Origin of the sequence: Paenibacillus sp. EC2-1, from assembly GCF_049311625.1 — a bacterium.
Classification (GTDB): Bacteria; Bacillota; Bacilli; order Paenibacillales; family Paenibacillaceae; genus Paenibacillus_AQ.
Map to the genome: position 1 here is coordinate 3,720,658 of NZ_CP186006.1, position 15,477 is coordinate 3,736,134.

General features: G+C 42.5%; 13 protein-coding genes. 1 reads left to right on the top strand and 12 read right to left on the bottom strand.

Annotation, left to right across the window (positions count from 1 at the left end; genetic code table 11):
- Position 1 precedes the first annotated feature (1 nt).
- The 4 genes from ACK8P5_RS17460 to ACK8P5_RS17475 form a co-directional block, all read right to left on the bottom strand.
- Positions 2–484, bottom strand: coding sequence for an NUDIX domain-containing protein (locus ACK8P5_RS17460; protein ID WP_422657533.1), 483 nt, complete (start codon positions 482–484; stop codon positions 2–4).
- A 92-nt stretch (positions 485–576) separates the two neighbouring features.
- Positions 577–1,062, bottom strand: coding sequence for an 8-oxo-dGTP diphosphatase (locus ACK8P5_RS17465; RefSeq protein WP_422657534.1), 486 nt, complete (start codon positions 1,060–1,062; stop codon positions 577–579).
- 40 nt (positions 1,063–1,102) lie between these two features.
- Positions 1,103–1,582: a hypothetical protein gene (locus ACK8P5_RS17470; protein WP_422657535.1), complete on the bottom strand. Its 480-nt coding sequence runs from the start codon at positions 1,580–1,582 to the stop codon at positions 1,103–1,105.
- A gap of 153 nt (positions 1,583–1,735) precedes the next feature.
- Positions 1,736–2,479, bottom strand: a complete 744-nt coding sequence (locus tag ACK8P5_RS17475) for a uracil-DNA glycosylase family protein (RefSeq protein WP_422657536.1) — start codon at positions 2,477–2,479, stop codon at positions 1,736–1,738.
- An 80-nt stretch (positions 2,480–2,559) separates the two neighbouring features.
- Here ACK8P5_RS17475 and ACK8P5_RS17480 point away from each other — a divergent pair, with 80 nt between their 5' ends.
- Positions 2,560–2,964 (top strand): hypothetical protein, encoded by a 405-nt coding sequence (locus ACK8P5_RS17480; protein ID WP_422657537.1) that lies wholly within the window; start codon positions 2,560–2,562, stop codon positions 2,962–2,964.
- 49 nt (positions 2,965–3,013) lie between these two features.
- Here the strand turns inward: ACK8P5_RS17480 and ACK8P5_RS17485 are convergent, their stop codons facing one another.
- The 8 genes from ACK8P5_RS17485 to ACK8P5_RS17520 form a co-directional block, all read right to left on the bottom strand.
- The gene (locus ACK8P5_RS17485; RefSeq protein WP_422657538.1) at positions 3,014–3,523 is read right to left on the bottom strand and encodes a DUF4275 family protein; all 510 of its coding nucleotides are present in this window, start codon (positions 3,521–3,523) and stop codon (positions 3,014–3,016) included.
- Positions 3,513–3,971 carry a hypothetical protein gene (locus tag ACK8P5_RS17490; protein ID WP_422657539.1) on the bottom strand — a complete coding sequence of 153 codons (459 nt, stop codon included), beginning with the start codon at positions 3,969–3,971 and terminating at the stop codon, positions 3,513–3,515. The genes ACK8P5_RS17485 and ACK8P5_RS17490 overlap by 11 nt, the downstream gene beginning before the upstream one ends.
- Before the next feature lie 134 nt (positions 3,972–4,105).
- Positions 4,106–5,494 carry a glycosyltransferase family 2 protein gene (locus tag ACK8P5_RS17495; RefSeq protein ID WP_422657540.1) on the bottom strand — a complete coding sequence of 463 codons (1,389 nt, stop codon included), beginning with the start codon at positions 5,492–5,494 and terminating at the stop codon, positions 4,106–4,108.
- A 22-nt stretch (positions 5,495–5,516) separates the two neighbouring features.
- Positions 5,517–6,605 carry a hypothetical protein gene (locus ACK8P5_RS17500; protein WP_422657541.1) on the bottom strand — a complete coding sequence of 363 codons (1,089 nt, stop codon included), beginning with the start codon at positions 6,603–6,605 and terminating at the stop codon, positions 5,517–5,519.
- Between the two features lie 39 nt (positions 6,606–6,644).
- Entirely contained in the window at positions 6,645–7,787 is a 1,143-nt protein-coding gene (locus tag ACK8P5_RS17505; protein ID WP_422657542.1) for a radical SAM protein, read from the bottom strand.
- Positions 7,788–7,799: 12 nt separating this feature from the next.
- On the bottom strand, positions 7,800–8,072 hold the full coding sequence (locus ACK8P5_RS17510) for an acyl carrier protein (RefSeq protein ID WP_422657543.1): 273 nt from the start codon (positions 8,070–8,072) through the stop codon (positions 7,800–7,802).
- A gap of 35 nt (positions 8,073–8,107) precedes the next feature.
- Positions 8,108–11,452 (bottom strand): beta-ketoacyl synthase N-terminal-like domain-containing protein, encoded by a 3,345-nt coding sequence (locus ACK8P5_RS17515; RefSeq protein ID WP_422657544.1) that lies wholly within the window; start codon positions 11,450–11,452, stop codon positions 8,108–8,110.
- Entirely contained in the window at positions 11,445–15,461 is a 4,017-nt protein-coding gene (locus tag ACK8P5_RS17520) for an SDR family NAD(P)-dependent oxidoreductase (RefSeq protein ID WP_422657545.1), read from the bottom strand. The genes ACK8P5_RS17515 and ACK8P5_RS17520 overlap by 8 nt, the downstream gene beginning before the upstream one ends.
- Positions 15,462–15,477 lie beyond the last annotated feature (16 nt).

A 15,477-nucleotide genomic window follows, 5' to 3' on the forward strand; every position in this document is an offset into this window, starting at 1 on the left:
TCTATGTTAGGAAGATAATAGTTGTATGATTATATTCACTCTTTGTCCTTATTTCATCTCCTCGATATAAACCGTTTCTTGTTCCACATGCAGCTTTAATCATCTCCTTAGTTAATTCAATGACAACGTCAGATTTCATCACTTCATCTATGTGCCAGAATCGCAAATCTGCAATCTCAAGTTCGTCTCTCATAACCATACCTGATCTATACTTCACTTCAAAAACCACGTAGATGCTTGTCAGGAGCACTCCATTACGTTCCTGGGTTCCTGAGCGCAAGCAAACCATTCTTACGATCTCAGTCTCTAAACCTGTCTCTTCTCTAAACTCGCGTACGGTCGCTTCTTCAATTGATTCTCCAAGCTCAACCATTCCTCCCGGTATCATCCACATTCCACGATTAGCACCATATTCAATCTTCACCAAAAGAACTTGATTATCCTTAAAACAGATACCACCCGCTGAAACTGAAAAAGCACTCATTGTTACACATCCCCTTACACATTTGCTCTCAGCATACGGCGTCTAGGGAAATGTATCCAATACTTACTTCATATAAGCTAGATCATAATTACCTATAGTTTCTTGACCGATTCCTTAATCGTCACCCTATTCTCTTGATCATATATCTCATATATTTCAAAAGTTCCTTCTTCAAAAAACAAAGGGAATCTTCGTTTAAACCAATCTTGCATCGGATAATTCATAGCTTCTTTGATCGGTATCCATTCCAATTCACCTTCAGGAGGATTCTGTAATAGCTCTCCCTCGAATGAAGTGGCCACATAATTAAATACCATATACCTGAAATTCTGTTTCGGGTCTACAAACTCATCAAGTCCTTTATATATGAGATCTGTTACTCTAAGTCCTGTTTCTTCCCAAACTTCACGTATAGCCCCTTCGGTAAGACTTTCTGGAAAGTCTACTTTCCCTCCAGGCCCGATCCACCCTGGAAATCCCTTACGGTTGGGTCTATTCACTAATAGAACCTTATCTTCGTCCTTTACCAAACACATGGTGTACATAGCAACTTTTACATCTTGAGGGTTCTGAGTCATTGAGTGCTGCTCCTATTCTTATGCATAGAATTTAGTTCATTTAAAAATCCACCATAGCGCTATATCCGCCACCCTTATAAAATAGATTAGTTTCTGTCATTTCGTCTAGATAACCTTTAATCTCAATATTAGGATTTTCGAAGTCAATTTTATTATTTCCTTCATACATTTCCTTCGCAGTATATACAGTAAGCATTACTTCTTCACCGGGCTTAATATGAAGTTTATTCTGCTTGGCTTCAATTTTATAGTCATTGCTCTTAGATCCATTTTCAATTTTTATAGGAAAACTTAAATAGACATTATTCTGAACAATCGTATATTTAGAGTTATTCTGTAATCTTAGTGTGAAGCGTGTTCCATCTCTATCTTCTTTTCGTTCCTTTAACACGAGTCTTATATTGTTTATTTCTTCAGGGGAGATTTCCTCTTTATTGCTACAGCCTACATTCATCAGTAAGAACAAGATCACAAGAAAGAATAGTGATTTTCTACCCATTTTTGAAATCGTGATAATCATCTTTCATCTCCTTTACTTTTTCTAATATCCCTACCACAATATCCCACTCAATTCCTCCATATTACGCGTATTCTTGCACTTCGTAAACACTACTTTCCTCCTGAGAGGATATCCCTCAAAGACAAAAAAGCCGCGACTAGCGCGGCTTCTTACCTAATACACTTCCAAATCCCTTATCTTCTGTCTCATTTGTTCTTGATGACAAGCAAATTGCTTATGGCGATGCCCGTTAGCACCAGAAGGATGTGGGAATCCCCATAAACACTGGTCAGTATTCAACTTTCCTAACTCCACAAGCTGCTGCAGTGCACTCTCCACTATTTTTCCCAGAGGAATTATAAGCAAGGGCTTGATCTGGCTCAGTTCTTCACATATAGAGGCAAGTGCTGCCTTTTGTAGAAAAGGATTCGTTAAAAGATGAGGATGTGCCCCACTGTAATTACTCTTCTCAACAAACACTGGAAACCGAAGTATTGATGTCGTATGTACAAGTGTCTGTTGTTCCTGAAACAATGCATCACAGCTTGAGATGTTCAGAAATCGATGAAGATCAATTCCATTAAGCATATGGATCAGATTCAATCTCATCGTACCTGCAAATCTTGCAGCTTCCTTCGCTGCTCTACATACTTCCTCATCTGATAATCCCTTTTCCAAGGCTGTTCTTGCTTCCAGTATTGCGGTTCTCATCTGTGTAAATCCAGGCGTTAATCCAACAATCATCACCTTAGCGGACGAATTAATGAACTCATTATGTGGTGCATAATACATTTCAAGCTTTCCGCTTTGAGCCATTAATAACTCATCTACGAGCAAATCATCTTTTACCAAGACCCTATCCTTAGGAAGCGCAAGTATTGCCTGTTTATACTGTTGTAAATGGGTCGAGATCAGCATTTATGTGCACACATCCTGCTATGAATGACTTATACTCTTTATTCGTTTAGGGAATAATTCCACCTGAGGTGTTGAAAAACATGATTATAAAAATATTATCCGTCGCATTGTTATCCTTTAATCTTTATTTTCAGAATCCAGATCAAACCACAGTGGAGATCTTTGATGTTAAGCAAGAAAAAGTAATAAAGCAGCGTCCTTTAACGCATGAACTTGAGAAATCAATCCTAACATTACTTCAAGCATCACCTGCCGTGCATAGTGGCTTTTCGATGGATCCGAAAGCTGGATTGATCTTGCATGTGGAGTTCAACCATCCAGTCAAGTTATCATCTGACATCTACCCTGACTTGGTTAAGGAAGCTTATCTCTTCCTTGAAAAAGGAGTGAGGCCAAAGGCTCTGTTATTCTTCAATACGAACAAGAATATGTTAGTCGTGCTTGATGGAGACAGTGAGCAGTTTATTAAGAAGAATGGCTTGTAAATAAAATCAACACCTAAAATCAATACCTTGTCGAATCCACTAACTAGATTCATTTCACCTTATAAAAATACGGTCCGCACATCGATTCATGGGTATTTACGTAAGTCCAAGTGAACTCTCTATCAAATAAATAGATATCTTGTTCATGATCAAAAATATCTGCGGTTAAATCCTTAGCGTTTTTGTACATGTAAACTTCAGGGGATCTTTGATACATGACATAGATCACATCTTTGGCTATATCATCAAAAGCTGTTCTAGCTTCTTCCCCCATTAAACAAGCTTGTTGTTCATAACTGAAGATATGCCATCTGAATTGGTCATAGTGAATCGCTTCCCTGATCACATCGCAAACGTTCTGTGCGAATGTATTGTCCCATCGATTAATGATCTTCTCAGATTCATCATTTGCGTCTGACAGCACTGAGATGAGTACTCCTTTATGCTCTAGGTTCTTCTTGAATTGAATTTGATTGTGCATGATCGTTTCAATCCAATACATCTTATGGAGCTCTTCATCGTGTAACTTGTCAATGAATTGATGGATCTCATCTCTCATCATATGAACCTCCAATATTACTACTTCCTACCTTAGTGTTCATTAAATCTTTATGCCGAAGATCATTAATCAACAAAACAATACTTAAGAGTAACAAAGCTACCGTTATACCAAAGCATACAATAAACATATCCTTAAAATCACTAACAGAAAACAATAAAAACTGACCCGGTATTAGTACAATACAACCAATAGGAAAAAGGTAGTGAATAACCGTTATAATCTTTCTTCTTCGATTCGAGTCACGCTCAATCATGATGTTGATGAATAATGATACGAAGATGGGTACAGGCACTAAAGTAATTAATGCATATAACCTATATCCATCATCCGGGCTTTTATCTGATACGAATAGAAATAGATCCATATATAAGTACAGCACATAACCAATAGCTGCAAGTAGCAAGGAATGAGTAGCTATTTTTAATCTTAGATTCCTAACGTTCAAATTGAAATCCCCTTCGCTAATTCATTACCTCCTAATGTATTAAACTAACGAATTGAATACAACTATGATTCATAAGAAAAACGCCCAAATCAGATCTGAGCGTTCAAAAAAAATCTTATGTGGTTACCCCTCATTCACTTCACTAACGCAACGGCTTTTCCTACTTCAAACACTTTACAATCATCAACCCGCCGCTCGGAGTGATGCATAAGCTGATTGCGATCAAATAGCTCTTCCAGCTCCTCTTTACTATGCCAGGTCCATCCTGCTGTAGTTGCTAGGTATGATACATAACTATCATTATATAAGAAGACGACCTTCTTACTGATCCGGTAAAGCTCTTTCAGCATGATTCCAATAAGCGGTTCGCTAAACATCCTGAAATAGTCAGTGACGATAATGACATCAAAGTGTTTGGAAGGATAGAGTGTATCTACCCCGAGAAGATAGACAAATTCTTTCTCAGGCCATACATTTGTATAACGCTCAAGCAATCTTTTATTCTGTAAAAAAACATGAGATACACCGAGTTCAGACAGCATCGCATGACTATCTGCTCCAATAACAGCGGTTCGCTCTGCGTCCTTCAAATACTCACCGTTCAGAAGCTCAATTAAACGATCACTATAGGCTGGAATATAATAATGAGCCACTAACCGATTAAACTTCGCCATAATCAGATCAAAATGCATATCTGCTGAATACGGATAAATCTCCGTGTCGAATGTACGATGCTTCATATGCATTTTTTTACGATTCAAGTAGCTTGACCTAATCTTCTGATCGATATTATCGTCTGAGGGATGCGGAAGATGTAGGGTATAAATATCATCTGTCGCATACATCAACGCTTTGTGCATGTGAAGCTGATACGAGAAATCCGTATCCTCCGCTCCCCAACCTTTCAGCGTCTCATCAAAACCGCCTGTTTGAAGCACAATATCACGTGAAGCGCATACGACTCCACCCCATCCCATCGACCATGGAGCATCCATTCGATTCAGGTCATGGTCCACCAATTCAAAATGTGAGGTTCGCATATCCTCCCATGCGGGATGATACTTCAACTGTTCACATACTGCAGCCAGATTTGAAGGTGTGATCTTCTCGATCACAGACAAATCGTCTTTACTTGGATCCGTGAATGCGCCCATGATATAAGGGTAGAGCACCGTGCTCCTACTCTCTCCAATCCGATTCACAACGCGTTTGATGAAGCATTCAGGAATAATAATTCCGCAGTCGAGAAAAACCAAAATGCTGCCGCTACTCTCTCGAATACCTACATTTCGAGTCCTTGATCTGCAAGAATGTTTATTTCGTTCGAGATAAAGATATTTGAGATTTGGGATCTTATCAGCATAAGAATCAATAATATTTTTGACAGGCTGGGTTGATCCATCGTCGATTACAACCACCTCAAGTGCGACTCCTATATCGATCTGGTGCGCAATGAAGTAAAGTGATTGCTCTAGCTGCTCCATTTTATTGTACACAGGGATAATGATTGAAACATCCAACATGCTCAATCCCTCCTATCTCTATTTACTTGCGAAGCTCCTCGATAAGCTGTGTAATCAATGCCTTCTCTGCAATCAACATCTCCTCGAGTGAGTTCACAAGTGGATGCAGTATGTCTCTATTGTTACTCATAAAACCTTTAAGCATGAGATTGCGATAAGTGTAAGACCGCTTTTCAAGACGCTTGGCCTCTTCTAAGAGTGGAGTCTCTTCTTGTAGATAACCCAACTCCATCAGATATTCGATCCTTGCAACCATCATTTTTTTATGTTCCCACAAGATATGAAGCTGTCTTACGTCGAAGTTCAATTCACCTTCAATCACGCGTGTTATGAACTTCTGGAGGTAAGGGTAAATCTCAACACCAAAGTAACCCTCCACGGGCTGCTGTTGTAACCGAAGACGCTCAGTGGAGTTTCTGCCTTCCAAGTAATCACTTAGCACATCAATGATCAGCTGTAGGTCGAAATCAAATCTACCCACTCCAGAACCGTATTTACTGCTCTCGTAATCTAAAGGCTCCAACCTTTTTATCGAATTGATTAGTGACTGTGTTGATTTACCTTGAGATAGATACGCCTGTTCAAATTGTTCAAAAGTAACTTCCTGCACTGTAAACTGACGATTCTTATCGAAGATAGCAACATGGTAGATTTGCCGGTCCAGATCAAAACCGTAAATAAATATGTCATGAACAAAATGATTCTCCTGATAACAAATCGAATTGTGAATATAGAATTCATCAACATACGTGACGACATAATAGTTATGTTCGAGCTGGCTAATCAGATAACGATGAATATCAACGCCTAGCTGATCAAGCAACACTTTATCGGAGTGCTTATATTGCAGCCATGGCGTATTGTTATATGCAATCATTAAATCTGGATAGAAATCCAGTCGATATTCTTGCAGATCATTCAAATAATGTTTGGATATAAATAATTGAATATAACTGGTATGAATCCAAGGCTTCGCATAATCATAAGGCTGGAGAATACCTAACACATAAGCATGGCCCAAAAATCCATATACCTGTGGCATCTCAAATGGCAGTTTAACACTTCGCATCGTCTTATCCGTAAGTACGGACTCCATATCCACAATATTCATGAGACTAACCTCCATATGTTGGACTACATTTTTGGAATTTTAGTAGGATTCTGGATCTGCAAACATCCGTGTACAGCGGTTGCACATCATCAGATTGCTTGTTCTCATGTAGTCACGGAATTTGGTAGCCCGTTCTCCCTCCCACATCTCCGTAAATGAATGTTCATAAATATTGCCGTATTTATAGTCCGGTAAATCCACACATGGGTAAACATCACCTGTACGGCGGATAACCATCTCATGCCATGGAGCCACGCACTTAGAACGACCAAAGACATTCTCAATGTCCGTATAATAATCGTGGATATCAATATAGTGGGAGGAATCGATGCCTTCGTCGGCCCACAGTTCTTCTAATTCTTTTTTCAAAAGCTGTGTATCCATCGGAATCGACTCTTCAACAAAGCCTTGCCATGCTGGAGACACATCACAATCCAGATCATGCTTCATCTGAGTCGCGTATGCGCGGCCTCGATCAGGTGTGGTGAACAGAAGGGGTGCCAAATTCACAGACAGATCACGTCGTGAAGACCAAGGATTCCGAGGATCATGAAGCTTAACATCTGTACCTTGGAAGCGTTCACGGAGCGCACTCATAAATTGCTTAATACTAAGATAATTAGAGGGAGAGAGAACCATTGTAATATGAATGAAAGGGAACATTTTTTTACGCTTACGCTTTTCTTCAATGAGTGACTCGATGTTCTCACATATCTTCTGGAAACTTCCCTTTCCACGAATGGCATCATGGAATTCTTCTGGCCCATCAATAGAAATGTTCATCCCTACGATGTTCTCCATAATAAACTCAACCCGGTTTTTGATTAACGAGCCATTGGTCAACAGATACACATTCGCCTTACGCTTCCTCAAATGTTCAACCAACTCTGTAAAATGCTTATACAGCATCGGCTCCCCACCTGTAATGATTACGCCTAGATTTTTGTTGATTGCGGTTACCTCATCAAGAAATTTCTTAAGTACATCGATATCTAGCTGCTCACGGATCGCTCGTTGCGGCTCTTTCAGAGCCCAACCTGTCTCTCCCCAAATGTGGCAGAAGTTGCAGCGATAATTACAAAGCTCGGATGGGAATAGTGTCAGTTGCTTAATTTCGGGTGCTAGATTGAGAACGTGTTCTTCTAGAGCCACGCCTCCAAGTTTACCTGCTTTGGTTAGCATGATGTATCCCTCCTATTGTTCTTCCTCATTCTGGTTCAGGCTAATATAGTTCATGATCTGATTAATGGTGCTAAAGTTACGAAAATCTAGATCCTCATCATCCCACGACACCCCAAACTCCATCTCTGTTGCAATCACAAGCTTGATAAAAGTTAGGGAATTAATACCCAGAGAAGATAAGTCATCGTCTGGTCCACATTGTTCTAGCATGCTAGGATCATCGACATTCTCCCTCAGCAGATCCATCACTCTATCTCTTAATTCATCCTTTATTTCAATCGTCATACGTTCTACCTCCTAATTATTGTTGTTATATGAACCTATATAGGTTGAAGCTCGTTAAAAAGTTCAGATAGAAACTGTTGCTCTGCGATAAGCAGCTGCTCCAATCTCGCATGCATTGCTTCGATTCGTACATTCTGGTAGATAGGCGCATAGAAGAATCGAACGATCCCTTTTCGAATGGTTTCCCAATGCTCTACGCAGGTAGAGTGCCTACTAAGAATTGAAGCTTCCTCGCCATATAATGCCGTCAGACGATATCCTTCAACTTGTTTAGCATTGAGAAACTGATTAAGCATTTCAATGATCGACTCCGTATGAAATTTAAGACTGACTTCGCTAGAGCTCACCTTGATAAACCAGGATACAAATTCCTGTAAGACATGCATGCTTTCTTGCAGACGTTGACGGTTATAGGTCAGATTCATTTCGAATTGTTGCTTTAACTCTTGGACACTAGTCTCTCTGTATAAAGAATCAGATTGATGTTGTTGAATGATATAATATGCAGCTCGGTGCTCAGATTCCTGATAATATGTTTCATAACCTTTGCAAGCACGGACAAGATCATTAAATGCAATTAAGCAAGGCTTGTAAGATAGATTCTCTCGCCGATCGTGCTCGATAATATGGAACATCTGAGTCCCTTCATCAAAGCCATAAACCAATATCGTATGATCTACATGCTGCTTCTTGTAGGCATCCGCACGGAAAGGGATTTCGTAGCAATCCACCCATACGATAACGGGATTTCCACGGCTTATGTTTTGAACGAGTACCGTTTCGATTTCTCCAAAATCGAATTCGGTCTGGAGGGATAGATTCATCTCTGTAAACAAGGTATTTTGCGGCTTAATCTCCTCATATCGCAGCTCATACCCTTCATCTTCCTCGTCGACATCATTTCGATTGAATAAGAGTAAATCATTAATAAGATACGGAAGGATACTTCCTCCAAAGTACTTGACCACAGGAAAAAAAGAATTATAAAAGCAGTTCCGATAATAGAGATCGTTAAAAGGTTCAATATTAGCTAGAATGACCGATTGTTGGGATTCGTGAAGATTATCATGTCTCCGCTGCGTGACTACAGCAGGCTTCTTGGATATGCTTGTTTTAACAAGGGGATCAGATCCGCTGGTCGGCACTTCTAGATAAGTAGCTATCTCCCGAATGGATGAGTACTGGTACAGGAGTTCTGAACTGAACGCAATCCCGACTTGCTCTAACTCAACTTCAACTCGTATAGCAAGAATGGAGTTACCACCAAGCTCAAAGAAATCATCATCCAGATCAACTTCCTTCACACCAAGCAATTGTCCCCATAACGTTGCTAGTTGTATCTCTAGGGTAGTGTATGAGTTGTCTTCCTTACCTTGTAGACTAATTCCAACATACATATCGTCGTCTACTGGATCGATCCAGCAACGCAGCGCTTCAAAGGGATACACAGGGAGATGCAGCTTCGTGAATGCCTGCCCCTCGTATAACTTCTCAAAATTCACATCAGCGCCTTGGACATAGTACTGGGCAAGCTGCGCAAGTATCCCCTTTTCGTTCGGAGATGCGGTTGAAGCAGCTTCATGAAACAGCCCATTTACTGACTCACTAAGAGCTTTAAGTTCGTCTGGTGTCCTCAATCTGTGGTTTTGATCCTCTTTTCGATGGCTTGATATGCGATACTCATTGTAAAAAATCCCGCTTTCTTCTGCTTCCCAAGGTTGATCAAAGCCTACTTCTAATGCAGTTTTCAGCTTGGTCATCAAGTTCTGAATTCCATCCGTAAGGATTGCCAATCTGCAAGTATAGTGACCTCGCCCCGTATTGGCTGTGAAGCATAGATCCGTAAATCTTTCATCAAGTTCAGGTAAAGCACACACATAGGTTTGGATGAGTCGCTCTAACGAAGATGTACTCTTCGCTGATAAGACAAACAACTGCTCCTCATGTTCTGGGCTAAATTGAGCCTGATCTGCAATTTCTGAAGGGGATTCCTCTAACACTAGATGACAGTTCGTTCCACTAAAACCGAATGAACTTACGCCGCACCTTCTTGGATAGGCTCCTTCCTTCTCCCAGGACTCCAAACGATCATTCACATAGAGTGGAGAGTTCTCAAAAGGAATATTTCGATTCGGTCTCGTGAAATTTAAGGTCGGCGGCAGCATTTTATACTTAAGCACTGCAATCGCCTTTGCAAGTCCGGCCACGCCTGAGGCTGCATCCAGATGCCCTACGTTAGTCTTAATCGATCCGATGGCACAGAACTGCTTACGATTCGTGTAGTGACGGAAAGCCCTCCGTATTCCATCCACCTCAATCGGATCACCCAATTTCGTTCCCGTACCGTGGGCTTCGATGTAACCTATCGTTTCCGGGTGAATCCCTGCATCCTTCCAAGCCTGCATTAGTAGCTTCTCCTGTGAGGCTGCATTCGGTGCAGTCAGTCCTACAGATGTACCGTCTTGGTTCATCGCACTGCCCCGAATAACTGCATGAATAGGGTCTTTATCCCGAATCGCTTGGTCCAGAGGTTTCAGCAGTAAAGCGACCGTACCCTCCCCCCAGACTGTTCCATCTGAACTGTCATCAAATGCACTTGTCTTTCGATTGGATGATTCAATACCAATCTCGAACAATCCATCTACAGGCATAAGGCTTACCTTTACTCCGCCTGCAATAGCCATGTCACACTCCTTATTCCGGAGCGCCATACAGGCGAGATGAACGGCAACAAGAGAGGAGGAACAAGCCGTATCTACCAGTAATGATGGACCTTGCAAATCTAGCAAATACGCAATCCGACCTGCGATAATGGAAGGGGTGTTACCCGTGCTTGCCATTGGAATCTGGGATGGCTGATTTCTCGTAATATACTGGCCATATACTGGCCAATCTGCGTACCCGATATAAATCCCCGTTCTACTACTCTGAATTCGATTTCCTCCATATCCTGCATCTTCAATTGCTCCCCATGCTGTCTGCAGAAATAGCCGCTGATTCGGGTCCATTAAGGCTGCCTCTTTAGGTGATAGATTAAAAAATCTGTAATCGAATTTATCGATATCAGGTATAAATCCACCATGACTATAACGAATACTGTCCTCCTGGAGCGGGGTAAAGGTACGGATAAAACCCAAGCTGTCTTGCTGCCGTGATTCGGGCAGAGGACCGATAAATTCTCGACCTTGCTGCAGGTTGTCCCAGAATTGCTGTAGGTTATCGGCGCCTGGCATCTTTAAGGAAAGACCGATAATCGCAACATCCTTAGACTCAGGTGGCTGCTGCTCCTCCTTAAGCGTTCGAAGTAGCTGCAGAGCAACCTTCTCATCCAATTGTCCACTAGCAACATGGTCAAAGATCTGGCTTGCTATTTTATCCATGTGCTACCTCCATCCCGCGATAAAGCTGGGTCGCTCGCTCGGAAGATAATTCTCTCTGCTTCACTTGCTTCAGTAGTTTCGTCAGAGCTTCATTCAAGGAGTCCGAAGCGATTATCTCAGCGGAAGTCTCATCTGTTTGTTTTTTCAGCAACACAACATCATAGAGATAGTCCGTTATCTTGGCTACCGTTGGATAGGAGAACATATCCGCTACCGTGGTCAGTCCAGGAAATACCTCATCAATGTAATGATGTACACGTGTGATCAGGATGGAATCTCCTCCGATCTCGAAGAAATTCGCGTGAATATCTAACGCATCATAGCCAAGCACTCGTTTCCAGATATCAATCACTTCTTCTTCAAGCTCACTTCGTGTTCCGGTCCAGTGGTCTGCGCCTGTATCCATTCCACCCGATGGTTCTGCTGAACGAAGATCATTTAACTGCGAGCCCTTCGACATGGATGAATTCAACAGCTGTTGAACCTGTTCGGATGGACGGAACGGCAGCCGATCTCCTAAGGCGAACAGATGGCTTCCGCGATTCCAGTTACCGACAATAACCTGCTGGATCGATACTGTTTTAGCTACAAGGAGAAGATGGCCGAATGCTTCTATTCCAACCTCCTGAGGCATGATGCAGAACATTTCCTTCGACTCATCAATCTGCTCTATCCCCGCTATATCTGATTGCTGCCAAGCCGGCCAATTTATTGTCAAGGTCCGCAATCCTAAGCGGTTTCGATAGGCCGAGTATCCGTCCAAATAGGCATTACCTGCCGTGTAGGGACCTGACCCGATTCCGCCAACTAATGTAATCGCTGAGGAGAAGAGGACGAAGAAATCAGGCTTATCCTGCCGCGTTAGATGATCCAGTAGCCAAGTACCTGTCATCTTGGAAGCAGTGATCTTTCGCAGATCTTCTTCCGACAAATGCTTTAGCAGATTTCCTTCGGACACCCCAGCTGCATGAACGATCCCTGCAATTCTGCCATGCCTTTCTCTTAAAGCGATGAGTGCATTGTTCAACTGATCTTCATTAGAAATATCCGCTTGGATGACTTCAATATGTGCCCCTGCATCTTCCATCTCTTGAATCGCATGTATGGCACGAGTCGTTCTCATGTCCTGATCGGTCTGACCCCATTCAGCCCACTGATCTCTTGGTGGTAATGGTGTCCTTCCAATTAAAGCCAGTTGAATGTTCCCTTTCATTTCTTTTACAAGATGTGATGCAATCAGAAGCCCTAAGCTGCCAAGCCCTCCTGTAATTAGGTATACACCACCTACAGCTAGAGAATTCTTCGATACGTATTCGCTCCCTAGGTTGGAATCTTTCTCATCAAGCCTCAATACATCGACTCGCTCTACATATCGTTTATTTTGACGATAAGCCGTCCAATATTCATTGGACGCACCTTCAAGCTCATTACATAAGCATTGTACGAGGTCGGATTGTTCGTCCAAATCGACCCAGCGCACTTTAAAATTTGGGTTCTCCCAACCAACAGCTTTACTTAATCCGATCATGGCAAGTTGTTCAGGACGAACCATCGTCTGCGCAGTGCTCACTTCATCCGCATAGGACGTCACCAGTGTCATGGCAATAGACTCACGCCCCCCCTGTTGTGCCAAGGCATGAAGTAGTCGGTAGAGTCGATACATCGTTTGATTCAAACCATGCTCATACGCCTCGATCGATTCACTTTCGTTATCCATAACAACAAACCGTAAATCCACAATATGGAGCGCTTGGTCATCATCCCTCTTCAATACATCAAGCAAAAGTCGCTCATAATCCTCGATTTTGTCACGAATCATAAATTTCATCTCATCGATTGGATCATAACGATCACCCATTACGGCCTCTATAATCGTTGATCCTTCTGTGATCCAGCGACTAATGAGCAGACTACTATCTTGATGAGCTTCAGTTAAGAGAAGAATGGTCCTTCGGTTATCGGGACTTATTCGATTCATCTCGGATAAGGGCTCGTGAAACCATCGCCGCGTGTGATAAAAGGAGCTTGGTTCTTGATGGCCCTCATTCAGCACTCCTTCGCCAGTATCATTCGGTCTAAGTGTAGGACGAACTCTACCTTTCAATGCTGTATCCGTCAGGTTCACCCAGCACCGATTCTGATTGAATGGATAAGCCGGAAAGCTAATCCGATTTCTAGGAGCTTGTCTATACAGACGATTCCAAGGAATACTGCCCCCTCGTACGTAGAGCCTTCCCAGTTCTGTGCAAATCGACCGACTATTCTGATTAGAGGACGAGCATGTCTCAAGGACACGATCCAAACGTATACGAATCGTTTCTGATTGTGATGGATCTCTATCTATTACATCTGCATACAGGGAGATCTCTTCTTCCTGTGAACGATCTTGGATAGCTTGGAATCCAGCATTTCTTAAACTCCTTAGCTCATCGATCAACTCATCCACACAGGTAGCTGCGATAGCAATACGATACTTGTGATGTCCTCTTCCTGTGGTGAGTGTATAGCACAAATCCTCATAATCAATGGATGGATGTTGCTCAAGATAATCAAGGCTTTCACCCACATAGGCCTCTAAGACTGTCTCTGTCTGCGCAGATAATACAAACAACCGATAATCACCATCATGAAGTGTATTCAACCGTAATCGCTTCTCAGGAGCTTCCTCCACAATGACGTGACAGTTCGTGCCACTAATTCCGAAGGAGCTTACCCCACATCGACGAGGATGAAGGCCATCCTCCCATTCCTTAAACTCATCGTTCACATAAACAGGAGATTGCGCGAAATCAATCACGCGGTTAGGCCGCTCAAAATGAAGGGTCGGATAGATGCATTTATTTTTGAGCGATAGAACTGCTTTGAGTAGGCCTGCAATACCTGCTGCATTATCTAGATGACCGACACTGCTCTTAAGTGACCCTATCGCACAAAACTGCTTCTTGTCTGTAAAGCGCTTGAACGCTCGGCTAAGCCCCTCCACTTCAATGGGGTCACCAAGTTTCGTAGCCGTTCCATGTGTCTCGATATATCCAATCGTCTCCGGATCGATGCCGGCCCGTTTCCATGCATCTACAATGACAGCTTCCTGAGCTTCGGCGTTCGGAGCTGTAATGCCAACAGACCCCCCATCCTGATTCAGGGCACTTGATTTAATGACCGCATATATGTGATCACGTGATTCAATCGCTTGCTCAAGTGGTTTAAGCATCATTACAACTACACCTTCACCCGTGCCTGTCCCGTCTGCTTGATCATCGAATGTTCTAGCCCTTGAAGTCGATGATTCAATGCCAACCTCATATTCCCGAATGGGGATTAGATGAAGCTGAATACCTCCTACAATCGCGGTATCACATTCCCCACTGCGAATGGCCTGACAAGCGAGATGAACCGCTACCAACGAAGAAGAACAAGTCGAATCGACAATAAAGCTTGGTCCACGAAGATCCATTAGATACGACAAGCGGCTAGCAATGATCGGGCGTACATTTCCCGCCATCGACAGGGGTACAGCCTCCGGCTCCATTTGTCTAATCAACTTCAAGTAGTCTGCATCTGAACCATAACCGGCATATACACCTGTTCGGCTTCCTTCAAGTTTCCCCCCACCATAACCGGCATCTTCGATTGCACGCCAAGCTGTCTGCAAGAACAAACGTTGATTTGGATCAAGTAAGCTTGCTTCACGCGGTGAGAGTTTAAAAAAGGAGTAATCGAATTTGTCGATCTCATCCAGATAGGCCGCCTCTCCGAAAGCTAACTCTTCTGGTTCGTTCCCCATCGCTTTGAAATACAATTCTGTATCTTGCCTACGTTGAGAAGGAATTGCTCTAATACAATCCCTCCCTGTCTTCAGATTGTGCGCAAATTGATCAATCGTATCTGCAAGCGGGAGCTTCACTGAAATTCCTATAATTGCGATATCCTGATGCGAGGTTGAATCTAAAGCAACAGCCTCAAGCTGAGCAGCAGACTTACGATTTAATTTGATTGACTGAAAATCCATCCAGATCACCTCCACA